This is a genomic window from Sphaerisporangium fuscum, from assembly GCF_018531465.1.
Taxonomy (GTDB): Bacteria; Actinomycetota; Actinomycetes; order Streptosporangiales; family Streptosporangiaceae; genus Sphaerisporangium; species Sphaerisporangium fuscum.
Genome location: NZ_JAHDTF010000045.1, coordinates 38,709 through 54,822, shown reverse-complemented (window position 1 = coordinate 54,822; position 16,114 = coordinate 38,709). Strand labels below are relative to the sequence as shown.

Sequence of the window (16,114 nt, the reverse complement as noted above, 5' to 3'; positions counted from 1 at the left end):
GAGATGCGAACCGAAAAGCCGTGGCCGCGGCGGATGGTCTGCCCGGAGGTGAGGACCTGGCGGACGGCTTCGTCACCGGTGGCGCGCAGGTGGTCGGCGAGCAGCCCGGGCAGATCGAGAATCACGTCCGGGCCCGGTGCGAGCGCGCGGTGCCCGACGCCTCGACGATGGTGGCTGCCTTGTCCTGGTCGAGGGCGGCGGGGCGGTCGAGGGTCTTGCCTGCGGCCTCGGCGGCGGCGACGCCCTCGCGGGTGTTCTCGCTGATCATGTCGCGCTGGAATTCCAGTACGGCGGCCAAGACGGAGACCATCATTTTGGTGCCGGGGTCGTCGCTGGCCAGGTCGATGCCCGATCCACGTCGTCCCGGTAGAAGAACCGCTCCAGCTCCGCCTGCGAATGAGCGCCTGAGAAGCGGCCGTACGCGGCCGCCTCACCATCACTCAAGAACTCAACCGGCATAGACGCCGAAGGTAGAGCAGGCCAGGCAAGCAGGACGAGCGGAAGATCAAATAGTTAGCCGAGGGCTGCCGGGCGACAACCGGGTCTTTCCACGATTCCGCCGTCCCAGGTCACAGCGCTTGCCGCTTGACACGGTCATTGAGATTCCTCTCGCGCCGACCGCGCCTACCTACGCCGCCGCAAGATCCGCCACACCATCCCCGAACCCCACGGCCTTACATCTTCCTCGGCACCGTCACCCTGGCTGCTCTGGTCATCTGGCTCCGAACCTGATCCAAGAACAACTCCTAGGGGTGCACGCTGTCGTGATGCGCATAAGTCTCTTTCGGTAACCAAATTTGGTTACCGAACTATGGCTCATCCCCCTCCTACCGTCAAGCCGGTCTCCGCGAGGGGCACGACGGCTAGCCTGTTCGGCAGGGGTCTGGCGGGTGCCGGCCCGGCGAGTGAGGGAGACGATGTCGGCGACGCGACTGCTGGTCCTTGGCGTGGTGCGGTTGCACGGTCAGGCACACGGCTACCTGGTGGGCTCCGAACTGGAGTCGTGGGAGGCCGGGCAATGGGCGGGGCTCAGGTCGGGCTCGATCTACCACGCGCTGCGTCAGCTGGCCAAGGAAGGTCTTCTGGACACCAGCGAGGTGCACGAATGGCCGGGCCGCGTCGACTACGCCATCAACGAGAAGGGCGAGGCGGAGTTCCTCGGACTGCTCAGAAGCGCCCTCAGGGTGCCCGATCGGCGTCCGGAACTGCTCAACGCGGCCCTGGTGCTGCTACCCGCGCTGCCCGAGGAGGAGGTGATCTCCTTGCTCAAGGAGCGGGTGCGCACCCTGGAGGACGAGCGGGCGCAGATCGTGGCCACGGCCCAGGAGGGAAGGCGCCCAAGGCACGTGACAGAGTTGTTCGCCCTGCGCGCGGCCCAGGCGGCGGGTGAAGCGGCGTGGGTCCGTGACCTGATCGGGCGGTTGGAGCGCGGCGAGGAGCCGGCCTGACCGGCCGGAGACCGGTTTGACGGTACGAGGATGGATGAGCCATAGTTCGATACCCAAATTTGGTTACCCAAATTTGGGTACATCGAAGGGAGTCTCATGCGCATCACGACAGCGGTACTTCTGGCACTCGTCTCGATCCCCGCGACCTCGATCCCGGTGGCGGCGCAGGCCGCCCCCGCCTGCCGGACCGTCAGCGCCAAGGTGGCGATGACCTCCAGCGGCCCCGCCGACCAGCACGTCGCCGGCACTCTGTGCCTGCCGCGCGGCCGTGCCGCCACCGTTCAGCTGCTCATTCCCGGCGGCTTCTACGGCCAGGCCTACTGGCGGATGCGCGGCGACCGGCAGCGCCCCTCCTATGTGGAGACGATGACCGCCGCCGGGTACGCCACGCTGGCCATCGACCGTCTCGGCACCGGGGCGAGCTCCTACCCGCCGAGCGCCCGCTTCAAGCAGGACACCCACCAGATCGTCATCCGCCAGCTCATCCGCCAGTTGCGCGAGGGTCGTCTGGGCGGCGGCCGGTTCTCTAAGGTCGTCCTGGTCGGCCACTCGCTGGGCTCGACCCTAGCCCGTACCGTGGCCGCCACACATCCGGCGGAGGTGGACGGCGTCATCCTGACCGGCGAGTCGAGCGTGCCGAACGAGGCCGCTTTCGAGCAGATGGGCGCGGGAATCCATCGCGCCGCCGACGACCCCCGCTTCGCCGGGCGCGGGCTCGACGACGGCTACCTCACCACCCGGCCCGGCCTGCGGGCCACCTGGTTCTACCACCGCCCCAACGCCGACCCCAAGGTCATCGCCGCCGACGAGGCCACCAAGACGACGGACGTCTTCCCTCCCGGCGACTCCTACACCCCGCCCTCGATCAACAAGCAGATCCAGGCCCCCGTACTGATCGTCAACGGCGAGCACGACAAGCTGCTGGCCGGAGCCCGCTCCTCCTCCGCCGCGCTGCACGCCCAGGAGGCCCCCTTCTACAGTCCCCGTGCCGAGCTGGAGACCGTCGTGGTCCCCGGCACCGGGCACGTCCTCAACGGCCACCGCACCGCGCCCCACTGGTTCGCCCAGGCACGCGAGTGGGCCGACCGCCGCGTGGGCGGAGCGGCCCGATGAGCCAGGAGCCGATCGACAGCCCGACCAGGTGGGTGGCCAGGCACGTCAAGAGCTACGCCGAGTCCGGCGGCACTCGCGGCCACCTCTTCCACGGCGCCCCCACGCTGCTGATCACCACGATCGGCCGCCGCTCAGGACTTCCCCGGCGCACCGCCCTCATCTACGGCCGCGACGGCGACCGCTACCTCGTGGTCGCCTCCAACGGCGGCGCCGCCGACCATCCGCTCTGGTTCCACAATCTGCTCGCTCAACCGCAGGTCAAGGTGCAGGTCGAGGCCGAGGTGTTCGACGCGGTGGCCCGTCCGGCGACCGAGGACGAGCGACTCCGACTGTGGGAGACGATGACCGCGATATGGCCGCGCTACATCGGCTACCAGCGAGAGACGTCAAGACAGATCCCGATCGTGATCATCGAGCGGGCGGCGATGCCGGACCCCGGCTGACGATGATCTGCAGCCACGCTCCACCCACAGCTCGTCGACCGCACGCACGAGGCCGGCCGTGGCCTTGGCCGGCCCGGAGATCGCCATCCATGTCTCGGATGTCGACCACGAGCGCGAGCACGGCAAGGCCGAACAGCGCGCCACCGCCGCCGAGGCCGCCCGCGACCGGATGGCCGGCGAGCTGGAGGCGCTGCAGCAGGTGGCCGCGATCACCGCCGCCTACCAGGACCGGATCGCCACGGTCACCACCCACGCTGAGGAGGCCTCGGCCCGCGCCGAGGCCCAGGCCGAAGAGGACAGGGCCGAGCTGAAGACGCTGCGCGCCGAACTCGACGGCAACACCGGTGGCGCCAGCAGCAGAATCCTCCCTACGCCCGGGCAAGTGGCCTCCCTGGCGGCGATCAGCAGCGCCACGGCGTCGGGCAATCGGAGCTTGTGCAGCTTCCGGCGCCAGGTGTCGAGTCACCCCCGGAGCCCGGCGTATCGAGCGTCGCCGGACGTCGGCTCACAATCCTTGGTGAACCGGGGCTTGATCGGCGGACTTCGTTCGGCTCGCCTGCACGTGCTGGCCCTGATCGACGATGAGGGCCTGCGCCGGGGCATCAAGGGCATCCGCAACCTGCAAGAAGGCCGCCATTCCCTGGCCGAGAAGGTCTTCCATGGCCGCAAGAGCCAGCTGTTCCAGCGCTACTACGAAGGCATGGAGGACCAACTGGGCGCGCTATCCGCAGGCACGTCGCTTTCTCGGGCTTGAGTCTCAAGTGACCAGAGGCCCCAGGATCGGTGCTGTGAACGGCGAGCACTCGCTCAGAGCGTATTCCGTCTCACGACCACGATCGAATCCGGCCCTCTTGGAAGATGGAATCCTCATGTCCCGACAAGCGACACCGTCCGCTGAGGACTGCAAGCGCCTCATCAACGGCTTCGTCGACGAGATCTTCGGCGATCTGGACACCAACCCCGACTTCGTCGCCATGATGCGGTCGGCCGTCCCTGAAATGCCCGCCGATCCGACTCCCGCGCAGCTGGAGGCCTGGGCGAAACTGTCCGCCTTGATCCAGGACCCCGACTTCAAGGCCAGTGTCCGCCGCATGGCCGAACATCAGGCGGCCGAAAGGGCAGCCGGAGACCAGACCGGGCTCCACCATCAGGTGACCGATCTGGTCCGCGAGCGGGTCCAAAAAGCCCAGGCCGACGGCATCGAACCAGGCTCACCAGCGGCACGGCCGGTCCTGACGCACCTGATCGCCGGCTATACGGCGACGTTCGGTCACCCCGACAGCGCCGAGTACCGTCGGAAGCTGCTGACCCGGCTGGAGGTCGCGAACGACCCGCGCGCCGGGCAGTACTTTCGTCTGCTGTCCACGATCAACGGCTGGCCGGCACCACCGAGCCTCGCACCGGTGTTCGGCTGGTTCATTCAGGCCCTTCGCCACCACCCCACCCCATAGAAGGATGGCCCCGACTCGCCGAGTCACCCCGCCCTTCCACAACAGGCAAGGGCGGGGTTCTCGCGCCAGCGGCGCCGAGACGCCGGCCGGCCGGGTGAAAGAACCTAGCGATCGGTTCAGATGCCGGCGGCCGCCTGGAGCGCGGTGAGGAACCAGCGGGCCGCCGGCACCGGATCGAACTTGGGGGGCCAGTCGTTGATCAAGGCCAGCAGACGCCAATACCGCGAGACCTGAGGGTCGGCCCCGATACGGACGCGTTCGACAAGCCAGATCCGGAACTCGGCGTCATCCTCGCGCCCGTGTGCGGCGGCGAATGCGGCGACCAGTTCCTCCACGATGGCCTGGGCCGGCACAGAAGTCGGAGACATACCGCCGGCCATGGCCCCGCCGGCCAGGTCCACGACGGCCCGCTCGACCTGTCGCCAACTCTCCGGGTCGCCTTGTTCGGCACCGGAGGAACGGTCGGCGGCATGTCGCTCAAACGCCCGACGAACGCTTTCCCGGAAGGACGGGTCACTGACGAGGTGAGCCAGCTCCAGCCATGCCTCGATCTGCTCGGCCGTGGGGTCATCCGGCAGATCTGGCAGCATCGATCGCAGGTACGCGGCGAAGCCGGGCTCCATGCCAAGCCCGCGAGTCGCCTCCCCCATGAGGTCGGCCACCATCTGACGGCGCTGCTCAGCGGTCAGCCGGGCGAGCCGGTTGACGCGCGCGATCCCGGCCGCGTCCGCACCATGAGTGGCGACATAGCGCAGCACAGCCTGCCGTATCCGCAGAGTCTGAATCTGGGTCTCCAGAGCCATGACCTGCCGATCGGCAACATCAGCCAGGCTCTGCGCATCCGCGAGCACCCGCGCGACCGTCGCAAGATCGACACCGAGATCACGGAGCGTCCGGACGAGTTCCAGCCGGCACAGCGCCGCGTCATCATAGAGCCGGTATCCACCAGGTGACCGGCCCACCGGCGGCACCAATCCCTCATCGGAGTAGAAGCGAATCGTCGGCACCGGCAGCCCGGTGAGCCGGGCCACCTCGCCGATCGTGTAAAGGCCGTCGTCGTTCACGCGGCCCAGCCCCACTCATCGACAGGCACCGCAGGACCGGCCGGCCCCCGGACCAGGCGGTCAAGGAAGACGCCGACGCCGCCAAAGAACACGACCTGAGCTGACGGCCAACAACGGGCACGCGCAGCAGCCATTGGCAACTCCCCGAGGCTGGGAACAGATGTGAACGACTATGAGGCCTCACCTCACTTGAGACTCAACCAGGCAACGGCGGTCCATCTACTTCGCTTCGCTCGCTCATTGAGCGGGTGGATGTGTCCCTGGTCACTCGGCGGTGCGAGGCCTTGTGTTCAAGTCGGCTTGAACTTCTACGGTCGGGCTCGTCGTGATAGCGAGCCGACCGAAGGGGATCACGGGTGGAGATGAGGAGTAGGCGTGGCGGCGCCGTGTGGCTGCTGGTCTCGGCTTTTGCCGGGACATTCATGGCGTTGCTGGACCTGACGATCGTCAATGTGGCGGCGCCGAGCGTTCAGGCCGATCTGAACACCGATCTGGCCGGGCTGCAGTGGATAGTGGACGGGTTCACGTTGGCGCTGGCGGCGTTGATGCTGTCGGGCGGATCGCTAGGCGACCGGTACGGGCGCAAGCGCGTGTTCCTCGGCGGGCTCGCGATGTTCGTCGCGGCCTCGGTGCTGTGCGCGGTGGCGCCGTCCCTTGCGGTTCTGGTCATCGGCAGGTGCCTGCAGGGCGCCGCGGCGGCGCTGATCGTTCCCGGCGCCCTGTCATTGATCGGGCAGGCGGTGCCCGATCCGCGTGCCCGAGCCCGGGTCATGGGCTACTGGGGCATGGCCGGGGCCCTGGCTGTCATTGCCGGGCCGCTGCTGGGCGGACTGCTGGTGGACACCCTCGGCTGGCCGAGCATCTTCCTGGTCAACGTGCCGGTGGGGGTGGCCGCCATCGCGATCGGCCTGCGCGCGATCCCCGAGAGCGCCGACCCCGAGCACGCGGCGCTGGACCCCGCTGGGCAACTCCTGGTGATCGGCGTGCTGGGCGCATTGTCGTACGGGGTGATCGAGGCTCGGGCGCATGGCTGGGGATCACCGATCACGGTCGGTGCGCTGGCCGCGGCCGCGCTGGCGGCCGTGCTGCTGCTGGCTGTCGAGCGCCGGGCCGTCCGGCCGCTGCTGCCGATGGGCCTGTTCGGCGACGCCCGCTTCACCGTCACCAACCTGGCCTCGGTCGCGCTGGGGTTCGCTGCCAACGGCGCATTCTTCCTGCTGTCGGCGGTGTACATGCAGCAACTGCGCGGGTACTCGGCGATGAAGACCGGGTTGATGCTGCTGCCGATGACACTCGCCATTCTGCCGGCCTCGCTGGTTGCCGGGCGCCTGAACGCCGCGTATGGGCCGCGGCGGCCGATGCTCGCCGGCTACATGGTGACGGGCGCGTCGCTGGCCGCGATGGCCGTCTTCGACACCAGAATCTCCTACCCGGTCATTGCCGCGCTGTTCGTGGTCGCGGGGATCGGGCAGGGGCTGGCCATCACTCCGGCGGCGGCCGCGGTGCTGGAGATCGTGCCGCGAGAACGGTCGGGCGTCGCCGCCGCCACCGTGAACACCGCCCGACAGGTCGGTACGGCGCTGGGCATCGCCGTTCTCGGCTCGATCGTCGCCGGGAACGGCGATCCGGTGCACGGAATGCGGTCCAGCCTGCTGGTGGCCGGGGCGGTGACACTCGCCGCCGCCGCGTTGCTGGCCGCTCAGCGGCGGGCGCCCGAGCGGCCGCCCGCCACGCCGGTGACGGCCTCAGAACCGGTGGCCGACTGACCGGGCTCGTCCTTGGCCGCCGGGACGGCGGCCACGCCCTCCTCGGTCCACCGGCGGGTGGCCTGCCGCAGGTAGGGGCAGCCGCCTGCCGGATCGTGGTTGGGGCACTCCAGCAGGTGCTCCAGGTGAGCGCGCGCGGTGACCAGCCGTTCGACCTGGGCGTCGATGGCCCGTACTCGCCCCTCGACGACGGTCCGCCAGTCCTGTCCGTCGGCACTGCCGGCGAGCACCGCGCCGATCTCTTCCAGGCTCATCAGCCCGGTCTGCTGCCACGTCCGGATCAAAGCGATGCGATGCAGGTCCTCGGCGCGGTAGTAGCGCCGCCCCGACCGGCGTTCCGCCGCCAGCAACAGTCCGCACTCGTCCCAATAGCGCAAGGTCGAGGTCGCCATTGCGAACCGCGTCGCCACCTCGCCGATCCCAAAAAGCCCGTCACCCATGGAACCCATTTGACTCCAAGTCCGCTTGAGGTGACACCGTGACCGTCGTCAACGTGAACAACTCATCAATCAGTTGGAAGAGGGCGTCCAAGAGCCCGGGCACCGGGGCCACGGGACATGCTGCGGTCAGGGCATCCTTATACAGGGCCATCAAGATCCCACTCCGGTGAAGTCGAAGCTGCCGCTCCCCACCTCGGCCAACCGCGTCCCCCTGCCATATCAGGCGATCATCGTCGATCACCTGATACGGTCGGTGCGGTTCGGTCGTCCGAGCCATGTTCGTGCGGTCCCCAGTTCGTGGAAGCTCCGCCCGCGCGATGTGCGGAGCTACGGCGACGCGTGTGCCACAGCCCATGCACTCGACATGGTCGGCGAGCGGTGGGCGCCGCCCGCTGCGTTGATCGCGGCGGTGTCCGTCAGTTGTGCAGAAGGTCGCGGTACTCGGCCCTCCACTCGGGTCCGTGCGATGGGCACGTGATTGCGAATATGAGGTAACGATCTCCGGATGATCCTGCAGAGGTAGGTGATCGTCCGCCGTCCCAGCAGAGGTAGATACGCGAGGGCCTGAGCGAGACCTGCCTCCAGCGGAGTGAGAAATAGCCTCAGACAAGCCGACTGCCTCGGGTGGCGCGGACCAGAGTGGTCGGTCTACAGACCCAGGCCGGACTCCAGGTGCGCCAGCGCCGTGTCGATCTCGGCGGGGCCGTCCATATCGAGATCTTGTGCCCATTGGAGCCAGACCATGGCGACGACCCCGATGACAGCACCGATGGCGTTGCGTATCCGCGGGTCGTCCGCGGCACATCCGGCCTTGTCCGCCACGATTTCGCCGACCTCGCGGATCACGCCCGGACTCTTGCGCAGGTTTGCCACCAGCAGTTCGGGCACGGTGGCCGCGAACACCTCTCGTGCGTGTCCCGCGGCGATCTGTTCGGCGGACAGGGCGGCGAACGCCGTGCGGAATGCGCCGCGCAGCACGGCGACCGGTGGGCCCGGCGGCTGAGCGGCCAGGGCCTCGACGAGAGGCGGAAAGCGATCGAGCGTGACCAGGTGCTCCTTCGTCGGAAAGTAGCGGAAGAAGGTCGCGGGGGAGATCTCGGCGGCCGCGGCGATCTGCTCGACGGTGGTGGCGTTGTAGCCGCGCTCACGGAAGAGCCTGAACGCTTCGCGCAGGATCGCCTCCCGGGTCTTGGCTTTCTTTCGTTCGCGTAGCCCGCTGTCACTCATGCACCAATCTTATCGTTCACGCATTTGATAGTGTACTCTCAAAAGCTAGTACGCTATCGAATTTTTCCCGGATACGGAGGTGACCCGCTATGGGCGACGACATCAACGGCCTGCATCACGTCGGGCACGTCGTGCAGGACATGAACCAGGCGATGGAGCGGTACCGCCGGCTCGGCTTCACCGTGCCGGCACCTGCCTATCCCGTCCTCCCGCGCGTCGTGGGAGGCCCCGCCGAACCGTTCGGGGTGGCCAACACCCATGTGTACTTCCCCCGCAACTTCATCGAACTGGTAGCCGTCATCGACGACACCGGCCGCATGCCCGGCGAAGCGCGCCCCATCCCGTTGCAGGTGCCTGACGACAAGCTGCCGGGGCTGATGGCGGCCATCCGCGCCACCGCCGCCAACATCACGTCCTTGCTCCAGCGCTTCCAGGGCCTTCACATCATGATCGCCGATACGCCGGACATCGACAGCGTCGCCGCGCGGCTGACCGCCGCTGACGTCAGCCACGGTGGCGTGCACGCCATCCAGCGACCCGTCGAGACCAGCACCGGGACCAAGATGGAGCCCGCCCGCTACCTGGAGATCTCCCACCCCCATCTGCCTGCCGGGCGGGTGCCGGAAGGCAGGATCGGATTCGCCGAGAACACTCCGGTCGAGGCGCTGGCGGACGAGCAGCACACCGACCATCCCAACGGCGCCACCGGGCTGGTCGAATGTGTGCTGTGCGTCGCCGACTCGGCATTGCCCGAGCTTGAGCACCGCTACGGCACCTACTTCGGCCAGGCACGGGATGGCCAGGTGACGCGTTTCGACCGGGCGAACATCACCATCGTGGCAGCATCGGCGCTCGCCAGCCTGCTGCCAGGTGAACGCCCGGTGGCCCTGCCTGCGTTCGTCGCCTACACAGTATCCGTACGCGACATCGCCGCCACCGAGCAGCTCCTGCGCGACAACGACATCCCGGTCACCCACACCGGTACCGGAGAGATGTTCGTGCCCGCCAACGCCGCCCTGGGCACCGCGATCATCTTTCGCCAGGACGACTGAGGCAACCTCCGCACGATGGGGCCTCATGACGATCCTTCAGGGAGGCTGTTGCGTAGAGTCAGGGATGAAAGCCACCCCGGTGCCGAGTTCCTTCGGGGCGGGTCCGCCCGGCGTCCGGGTATCGGCCACCGCGCGTCAGGGCCTACCCGTACCTCAAGTCCAACAAGACAGGACAACCAGCAGCCCCACCACCGCCGGTGATCTGGCACAACTTCCGCACCGGCCAGCCGGTCACCTCTTATGACCCCTGACCGTATTCGGAATGATCCGTCGAGGCGAGCCTACTGAGCGGAACATTTGTACAAGATGCCGGCGCCCACCGGCGGCGACAGTAGGCCCATGATTATTTCCCTGGAGCTCGATGACCCCGGTGTTTCGACGACGCCGACCTGCGGTTTCCGCACCGGCAGGCTGATATGAGCAGCGCCGCACGGCGCCGGCGGCGCCTCCTGATCGCCTCGGCCGTCCTCTTCGCCGTCGTAGGACTGCTTCTCGTGAACGCGGCGGTGGTGACGCGGCAGAGCGCCGAGGCCAGCGGGAATCCCACCCTGCCCCTCGCCGGCGGGAACATCTACGTGCGCCAGGACGGCCCCGCCGATGCCCCGGCACTCGTACTGATCCACGGGCTCGCCTCGTCGACCCGCTCGTGGGACGCGATCGTTCCGCTGCTGGCCAAGTCTCATCGCGTCATCCGGATCGACCTGCTCGGGCACGGCCGGTCGGCCAAACCGGCCGGCGGCGGCTACGGGATGCCGGAGCAGGGACGCCGGGTCGCCGAGGCAATGGACCGGCTCGGCGTCAAGCACGCCGTCGTGGTCGGTCATTCCACCGGTGGCGCGGTCGCCACCGCTCTCACCGAGCAACGCCCCGACCTGGTGACCGCACTCGCGATCATCGACACCGCGCCCCGCCTGAACGCCTCCGTCTCAAGCGGCTTCGTCGGCGGGCTCTTGGATGACCCCGTCATCGGGCAGCTGCTGTGGCGGCTTCGGACCGACAGCCTGATCCGCAATGCCGCGAGCGATGCGTTCAGCCGCCGCGGCTACACGATTCCGCAGACGGTCGTGGACGACGCGCGGGGCATGACCTACCACGCCTTCGTCGCGACATCGCAGACCGGCGACGACTATGTGAACCAGCGCGCGCTCCCCGATCGGCTGATTCCCCTCGGCAAACCGCTGCTAGTGATCTTCGGCGAGGACGACCGGAGATGGCGATCCTCCTCCGCCGCCGAATACCGCGCCGTTCCGGGCGCGCAAGTCGAGCTGCTGCCCGGTGTCGGGCACACGCCCATCATGGAGGATCCGCCGCGGACCGCCGCGCTTCTTCTGGCCTTCGCCGCGAGCCACACCACCCAGGCGCACTGAACGAGACGATGCGCCCGCGGCGGGACCCGGAACTTCCGGCACAGCGGGACGATCCTGCAATTTCTTGCCATCGACCAGCCGGAAACCGAGGAAGCCGCCGTGGCAGATCTGGCCGATCCGGCTCTCGCTGCCGAGATCGCTGCGCAGCGTCTGCCAGCGGTCCGCAGCTTCCTCCGTCCGCCAGCACGGCGGCCCCGAGCCTCGTTCTTGTCGGCGGCCGATTGAGCCCGGCGATCGAGCTGCTCCTTCGCAGGAGCATTGCTGACGTCCTGCTCAACGAGGACAGAGCGATGGGATGAGCGCTGCGATGGCGTCGAGGATGCGATCGAGTCCATGCCGGAAGCGTTCCTCGGGGGCGAGGTGGGCGGTGCGGGAGTCGAGAACGGATCGGTTGAACAGGGGGAAGGCGCCGGATTCGACGACCTGGCGGACATACGGTCCCATGTAGTCCCGCTTCCAGCGCTCGGGGTCCAGGCCGGTGCGGCGGGCCTCCTCCAGCCAGCCGATCTCGCGGCGGATCGCGCTGTGTACGTAGTCGTTCAGCATGCCGACGAAGCCGGTGATGTCGTCGATGTCGAGCCCGGTCCCGTTGAAGGCGCTGAGTGCGAACTCGTGCACGCGCAGCAGGTTGGGGCCCAGCGTGGGCCGGCTGGTGAGCAGCGCGATCAGCCAGGGGTGGCGCAGGCCGGCGGCGCGGGTCTGCCGGGCCAGCAGCGTCAGGTCGCCGCGCCAGTCGCCAGAGGGGCCGTCGGGGAGCTCGATCTCGTTCATCGCCAGGTCGATCATGAGGTCGAACAGGTCGTCGCGCCGGGGTACGTAGCGGTAGAGCGACATGGCGCCGGTGCCCAGCTCGCCCGCGATCCGCCGCATGGTCGCGGCCTCCACTCCTTCGGCGTCGGCGATCTGGACGGCCGTCCGGGTGATCTGCTCACGGCTGTAGCCGGGGCGCCGTCCCGGGCCGGAGCGCTCGTGCGCCTCGGGCTGCATCCAGATGCTGGTGGGTTCCTCGTCGGCCATGCGCATCCCTTCTCTCCCATTTGCGTACATGGTACCTGAATGACTATGGTCCATTCACGTACGGAGTACGCGAATTGGAGGACGTATGGACCGATCTCTTCGTGTGGGCGTGATCGGCGTGATGCTGGGCATGATCACTGCCCCGTTGGACGGCATGATGCTCGGCCCGGCACTGCCGGTGATCGTGAAAGACCTGGGCGGGCTGGAGTACTTCTCCTGGGTGGCGACCGGCTACCTGATCTGCATGGCCGCCACGACGCCGATCTGGGGCAAACTCGGCGACCTGTACGGCCGCAAGGTCGTCTACATGGCCGCGATCGCGATCTTCCTGCTGGGCTCCGGGCTGTCGGGAACCGCGCAGGACATGATCCAGCTCGTCGGCTTCCGCATGGTCCAGGGACTGGGCGCGGGCGGCCTGATGACCGGGGCACTGGCCTTGATCGGCGAGCTCGTGCCGCCCCGGCACAGCGGCAAGCTCATGGGGCTGTTCGGGGTCATGATGCCGATCGCCTTCATCGCCGGGCCGCTGCTCGGCGGCCTGTTCGCCGACGTGGGCTGGCGGTGGGCGTTCTTCGTCAACCTGCCCGTCGGCGCGGCGGCCCTGCTGCTCATCGGCGCCGCCGTACGGCTGGAGCCGCGCCGGATCAGGGCGCGCATCGACTATCCCGGAGCGCTGCTGCTGACGGTGGTCCTGGTCGCGCTCAGCCTGGTCGCCAGCTGGGGCGGCACCCAGTACGGCTGGGGATCGGCCCCGATCCTCGCCCTGATCCTCGTCGGGCTGGTGGCGCTGGCCGCCCTGCTGCTGGTGGAACGGCGCGCGGCCGAGCCGATCGTCCCGCTGCGCCTGTTCGCCGACCGCAACTTCACCCTCGCCCAGGTCATCCGCTTCCTCGGCGGCGTCGGCATGGTGGTGGCGGCCACGTTCCTGCCCCAGTACATGCAGCTGGTCCACGGCGCCTCACCGATCGCCAGCGGGCTGCTGATCCTGCCCGCCATGCTGGGCATGGTCGCCGTGCTGATCGGCACCGGCCGGCTCATCAGCCGCACCGGCCGCTACCGGATCTACCCGATCCTTGGCGGCGCCACCGTGACGGCCGGCATGCTCGCGCTGCTCCTGCTGCGCCCCGGCGTCAATCTGGCGTTCGCCTCCGCCCTGACGCTGATCGGCGGGCTCGGGGTGGGGCTGCTCATGCAGTCCACCACGATCATCACGATCAACAGTGCCGAGCCGCGCGACATGGGGGCGGCCAGCGGCTCGGTCACCCTCTGGCACACCATGGGCGCCTCACTGGGCGTGGCCGCCCTGGGCGCCCTGTACACCGCCCGGCTGCAGGACACCCTCATCGACCGCCTCGGCGCGGAGACCGCCACCCGGGTCGCCTTGACGCCCGAGGCGCTCGGCCGGCTCACGCCCGCCGCGCGGGAGGCGGTTCGCCTCGCCGTCTCCGACGGCGTCCACGCCATGGCCCTCGGCGCCGCTGCGCTGGGCATCCTCGCCTTCGTGCTGGCCTGGTTCATCCGCGAGGTCCCCTTGCGTGATGGCGCCCCGTCGGCCGAGCCCGCCACCGCGGCCGCGTGAGGCGGGGCACCGATGCGAAAGAGTGTGAACGTCCAGCTCGTGATGGACGTCATCTGCGTACACTCCTACCTCGGCTACACCCGCTTCGCCCGCGCCGCGGACCGGCTCAGGGCCGAGGGCCTGCCGGTGGCCGTGGAGTTCCTGCCCTTCGAACTCGCCCCGGGTGCCCCGGCCGACGGGCGTCCGCTGCTGACGGTCCTGGAACAGACCTTCGGCCCGCAGGCGGCCGCCGGCGCGCTCGCCTTCGCCGAACGCGCGGCCGGTGAAGGCCTGCGGCTGGAGTACGGCAAGGCGATCGCCACCGGCACCTTCGACGCCCACCGCCTCATCGCCGACGCCGCCCGCCAGGGCAAGGCCGAGCTCATGGCCGAACGCCTGTTCCGCGCCCACTTCACCGACGGGCTGCACATCGGCGACCCCGCCACGCTCGCCCGGCTGGCCACCGAGGCCGGCATCACCACCGGCCACGTGCCTGCCGCCGAGCTGCGCGCCCGGCTTGAGGGCGTGCGCCGCCTCGGCATCACCGGCGTGCCGGTCTTCCTCATCGAGAACCTGGCCCCGCTCACCGGATCCCAGACCGAGACCACCTTGCTGGCGGCCCTGCGACAGGCCGCCACCACGAAAGGAGAACACCGTGACCACTGACCCACTGAGGCTGGCCGTCATTGTCGGCAGCGTCCGCGACGGGCGCTTCGGCCCGACCGTGGCCGGCTGGTTCGCCGGCCAGGCCGCCTCCCGCACGGACCTGGACGTCGATGTGATCGATCTGGCCGAGGTGCCGATCGGCGGGGCGGCCCCGTCGATGTCCGCGCCTACGCCGGTGCTGGAGGCTCTGGGCGGGCTGACCCCGAGGCTGGCGGCCGCCGACGCGTTCGTGGTGGTGACCCCCGAGTACAACCACAGCTACCCTGCCGGCCTGAAGAACGTCATCGACTGGCACAACCAGCAGTTCCACGCCAAGCCGGTGGCGTTCGTCTCCTACGGCGGCGTCTCCGGGGGTCTGCGCGCGGTGGAGCACCTGCGCGCGGTCTTCGCCGAACTGCACGCCGTCACCACCAGGGACACCGTCAGCTTCCACGGCGCCTGGGAGTGCTTCGACGGCGACGGGCAGCCAAAGGACCCCACCGGCCCGGCCACCGCCGCCAAGACCCTGCTGGACCAGGTGACGTGGTGGGCGCGGATTCTGCGCGACGCCAAAATCACCACCCCTTACACCGCATGAAGCAGAAAGGCATGATCATGACGACATTGACCGGCAAGACGGCGCTGGTGACCGGCGCGAGCCGGGGCATCGGCCGCGCGATCGCCACCCGGCTGGCCCGCGAAGGCGCCCGGGTCGCCGTGCACTACGGCGGCAACCACGCCGCCGCCAAGGACACCGTCGCCGCCATCGAAGCGGCTGGCGGGCGGGCCTTCGCCGTCCGGGCCGAGCTGGGCGCGCCCGGCGACGCCGAAGCCCTGTGGACCGCCTTCGACGCGCACGCCGACGGGCTGGACATCCTGGTCAACAACGCGGGCATCCTCGGTGGGCAGAGCGAGATCGACGGCGTCACCCGGGAGGGCCTCGAGCGCCTGTTCGCGGTCAACACCACCGCCCCGTTCTTCATCACCCAGCTCGCGCTGCCACGCCTGCGCGACGGCGGGCGGATAATCACCGTGGGCACCATGCTGACCCGCGGGGCGGCCATGCCCCGGGCGATCGACTACGCCATGTCCAAGGCCGCACTCGACGTCATGACCGTCGCCCTGGCCAAGCAGCTCGGGCCGCGCGGCATCACGGTCAACCTCGTGGCCCCCGGCGTCATCGACACCGACATGCACCAAGGACGCCTGGTCGGCGAGGCCCTGGCCTGGCTGTCGTCACAGACGCCCCTCGGCCGGCTCGGCACACCCGCCGACGTGGCCGACACCGTCGCCTTCCTGGCCTCCGACAACAGCCGCTACGTCACCGGACACCGCCTCGACGTCTCAGGCGGGACGACCATGTAGACCCACGCCACCAAGCACCCCATGCTCGTCTGCTCGCTCCGACCCGGCGAGCAGACGAGCGCCTATCGCGCTGAGCTTTGAGAAAACCGGCATCTGAACGCCGCAGTACTGATCACCGTGGCCGGTCCGGACGGTTCATCCCACGCTCAAGCGGGCCG

The 16,114-nt window shown here is 69.0% G+C and carries 16 protein-coding genes and 1 pseudogene; 12 read left to right on the top strand and 5 right to left on the bottom strand.

Going from position 1 to position 16,114, the window contains the following annotated elements; translation table 11 throughout:
* Positions 1-121 precede the first annotated feature (121 nt).
* The gene (locus tag KIK05_RS41690; RefSeq protein WP_284681583.1) at positions 122-340 is read right to left on the bottom strand and encodes a recombinase family protein; all 219 of its coding nucleotides are present in this window, start codon (positions 338-340) and stop codon (positions 122-124) included.
* Positions 341-917: 577 nt separating this feature from the next.
* On the opposite strand from KIK05_RS41690, the gene KIK05_RS41685 reads away from it, so the two are divergent.
* From KIK05_RS41685 to KIK05_RS41665, 5 genes and pseudogenes are all read left to right on the top strand, one after another.
* A complete protein-coding gene (locus tag KIK05_RS41685; protein ID WP_214416434.1) occupies positions 918-1,448 on the top strand; it encodes a PadR family transcriptional regulator in 531 nt (176 codons plus the stop codon).
* Between the two features lie 96 nt (positions 1,449-1,544).
* Positions 1,545-2,561 (top strand): alpha/beta hydrolase, encoded by a 1,017-nt coding sequence (locus tag KIK05_RS41680; RefSeq protein WP_250564319.1) that lies wholly within the window; start codon positions 1,545-1,547, stop codon positions 2,559-2,561.
* Positions 2,558-3,004 carry a nitroreductase family deazaflavin-dependent oxidoreductase gene (locus KIK05_RS41675; RefSeq protein ID WP_214416433.1) on the top strand — a complete coding sequence of 149 codons (447 nt, stop codon included), beginning with the start codon at positions 2,558-2,560 and terminating at the stop codon, positions 3,002-3,004. Before KIK05_RS41680 ends, KIK05_RS41675 begins: the two co-directional genes overlap by 4 nt.
* Before the next feature lie 556 nt (positions 3,005-3,560).
* Positions 3,561-3,728, top strand: a pseudogene (locus tag KIK05_RS49630) (Tn3 family transposase); the annotation flags it as partial.
* A gap of 64 nt (positions 3,729-3,792) precedes the next feature.
* The gene (locus KIK05_RS41665; protein WP_214416431.1) at positions 3,793-4,455 is read left to right on the top strand and encodes a hypothetical protein; all 663 of its coding nucleotides are present in this window, start codon (positions 3,793-3,795) and stop codon (positions 4,453-4,455) included.
* Positions 4,456-4,571: 116 nt separating this feature from the next.
* Here KIK05_RS41665 and KIK05_RS41660 read toward each other — a convergent pair whose 3' ends face one another.
* The gene (locus tag KIK05_RS41660; RefSeq protein WP_214416430.1) at positions 4,572-5,519 is read right to left on the bottom strand and encodes a helix-turn-helix domain-containing protein; all 948 of its coding nucleotides are present in this window, start codon (positions 5,517-5,519) and stop codon (positions 4,572-4,574) included.
* A 386-nt stretch (positions 5,520-5,905) separates the two neighbouring features.
* Between KIK05_RS41660 and KIK05_RS41655 the strand changes: the two genes are divergently transcribed.
* Entirely contained in the window at positions 5,906-7,285 is a 1,380-nt protein-coding gene (locus KIK05_RS41655) for an MFS transporter (RefSeq protein ID WP_214416429.1), read from the top strand.
* On the opposite strand, the gene KIK05_RS41650 is transcribed toward KIK05_RS41655, so the two are convergent.
* On the bottom strand, positions 7,219-7,725 hold the full coding sequence (locus tag KIK05_RS41650; protein WP_214416428.1) for a MerR family transcriptional regulator: 507 nt from the start codon (positions 7,723-7,725) through the stop codon (positions 7,219-7,221). The genes KIK05_RS41655 and KIK05_RS41650 overlap by 67 nt on opposite strands.
* 648 nt (positions 7,726-8,373) lie before the next feature.
* On the bottom strand, positions 8,374-8,952 hold the full coding sequence (locus KIK05_RS41645; RefSeq protein ID WP_214416427.1) for a TetR family transcriptional regulator: 579 nt from the start codon (positions 8,950-8,952) through the stop codon (positions 8,374-8,376).
* Between the two features lie 89 nt (positions 8,953-9,041).
* Here KIK05_RS41645 and KIK05_RS41640 point away from each other — a divergent pair, with 89 nt between their 5' ends.
* Positions 9,042-10,004, top strand: a complete 963-nt coding sequence (locus KIK05_RS41640) for a VOC family protein (protein WP_214416426.1) — start codon at positions 9,042-9,044, stop codon at positions 10,002-10,004.
* Positions 10,005-10,498: 494 nt separating this feature from the next.
* Positions 10,499-11,371 carry an alpha/beta fold hydrolase gene (locus tag KIK05_RS41635; protein ID WP_308250348.1) on the top strand — a complete coding sequence of 291 codons (873 nt, stop codon included), beginning with the start codon at positions 10,499-10,501 and terminating at the stop codon, positions 11,369-11,371.
* Between the two features lie 273 nt (positions 11,372-11,644).
* Here KIK05_RS41635 and KIK05_RS41630 read toward each other — a convergent pair whose 3' ends face one another.
* Positions 11,645-12,388, bottom strand: a complete 744-nt coding sequence (locus tag KIK05_RS41630) for a TetR/AcrR family transcriptional regulator (RefSeq protein WP_250564318.1) — start codon at positions 12,386-12,388, stop codon at positions 11,645-11,647.
* Between the two features lie 85 nt (positions 12,389-12,473).
* Here KIK05_RS41630 and KIK05_RS41625 point away from each other — a divergent pair, with 85 nt between their 5' ends.
* Genes KIK05_RS41625 through KIK05_RS41610 form a run of 4 tightly spaced genes read left to right on the top strand, consistent with a single transcriptional unit; the run spans position 12,474 to position 15,956 of the window.
* On the top strand, positions 12,474-13,967 hold the full coding sequence (locus KIK05_RS41625; protein WP_214416423.1) for an MDR family MFS transporter: 1,494 nt from the start codon (positions 12,474-12,476) through the stop codon (positions 13,965-13,967).
* Positions 13,968-13,979: 12 nt separating this feature from the next.
* Positions 13,980-14,612, top strand: a complete 633-nt coding sequence (locus tag KIK05_RS41620) for a DsbA family oxidoreductase (protein ID WP_214416422.1) — start codon at positions 13,980-13,982, stop codon at positions 14,610-14,612.
* On the top strand, positions 14,602-15,189 hold the full coding sequence (locus KIK05_RS41615; RefSeq protein ID WP_214416421.1) for an NADPH-dependent FMN reductase: 588 nt from the start codon (positions 14,602-14,604) through the stop codon (positions 15,187-15,189). Before KIK05_RS41620 ends, KIK05_RS41615 begins: the two co-directional genes overlap by 11 nt.
* A 17-nt stretch (positions 15,190-15,206) precedes the next feature.
* Positions 15,207-15,956, top strand: a complete 750-nt coding sequence (locus tag KIK05_RS41610; RefSeq protein WP_214416420.1) for an SDR family oxidoreductase — start codon at positions 15,207-15,209, stop codon at positions 15,954-15,956.
* Positions 15,957-16,114: the final 158 nt, after the last annotated feature.

Bases quoted from the DNA above. Each gene is read 5' to 3' on its own strand.
- KIK05_RS41650 (WP_214416428.1), bottom strand. From the start codon at position 7,725: ATGGGTGACGGGCTTTTTGGGATCGGCGAGGTGGCGACGCGGTTCGCA.
- KIK05_RS41680 (WP_250564319.1), top strand. From the start codon at position 1,545: ATGCGCATCACGACAGCGGTACTTCTGGCACTCGTCTCGATCCCCGCG.
- KIK05_RS41620 (WP_214416422.1), top strand. From the start codon at position 13,980: ATGCGAAAGAGTGTGAACGTCCAGCTCGTGATGGACGTCATCTGCGTA.
- KIK05_RS41630 (WP_250564318.1), bottom strand. From the start codon at position 12,388: ATGGCCGACGAGGAACCCACCAGCATCTGGATGCAGCCCGAGGCGCAC.
- KIK05_RS41685 (WP_214416434.1), top strand. From the start codon at position 918: ATGTCGGCGACGCGACTGCTGGTCCTTGGCGTGGTGCGGTTGCACGGT.
- KIK05_RS41625 (WP_214416423.1), top strand. From the start codon at position 12,474: ATGGACCGATCTCTTCGTGTGGGCGTGATCGGCGTGATGCTGGGCATG.
- KIK05_RS41640 (WP_214416426.1), top strand. From the start codon at position 9,042: ATGGGCGACGACATCAACGGCCTGCATCACGTCGGGCACGTCGTGCAG.
- KIK05_RS41675 (WP_214416433.1), top strand. From the start codon at position 2,558: ATGAGCCAGGAGCCGATCGACAGCCCGACCAGGTGGGTGGCCAGGCAC.
- KIK05_RS41610 (WP_214416420.1), top strand. From the start codon at position 15,207: ATGACGACATTGACCGGCAAGACGGCGCTGGTGACCGGCGCGAGCCGG.
- KIK05_RS41645 (WP_214416427.1), bottom strand. From the start codon at position 8,952: ATGAGTGACAGCGGGCTACGCGAACGAAAGAAAGCCAAGACCCGGGAG.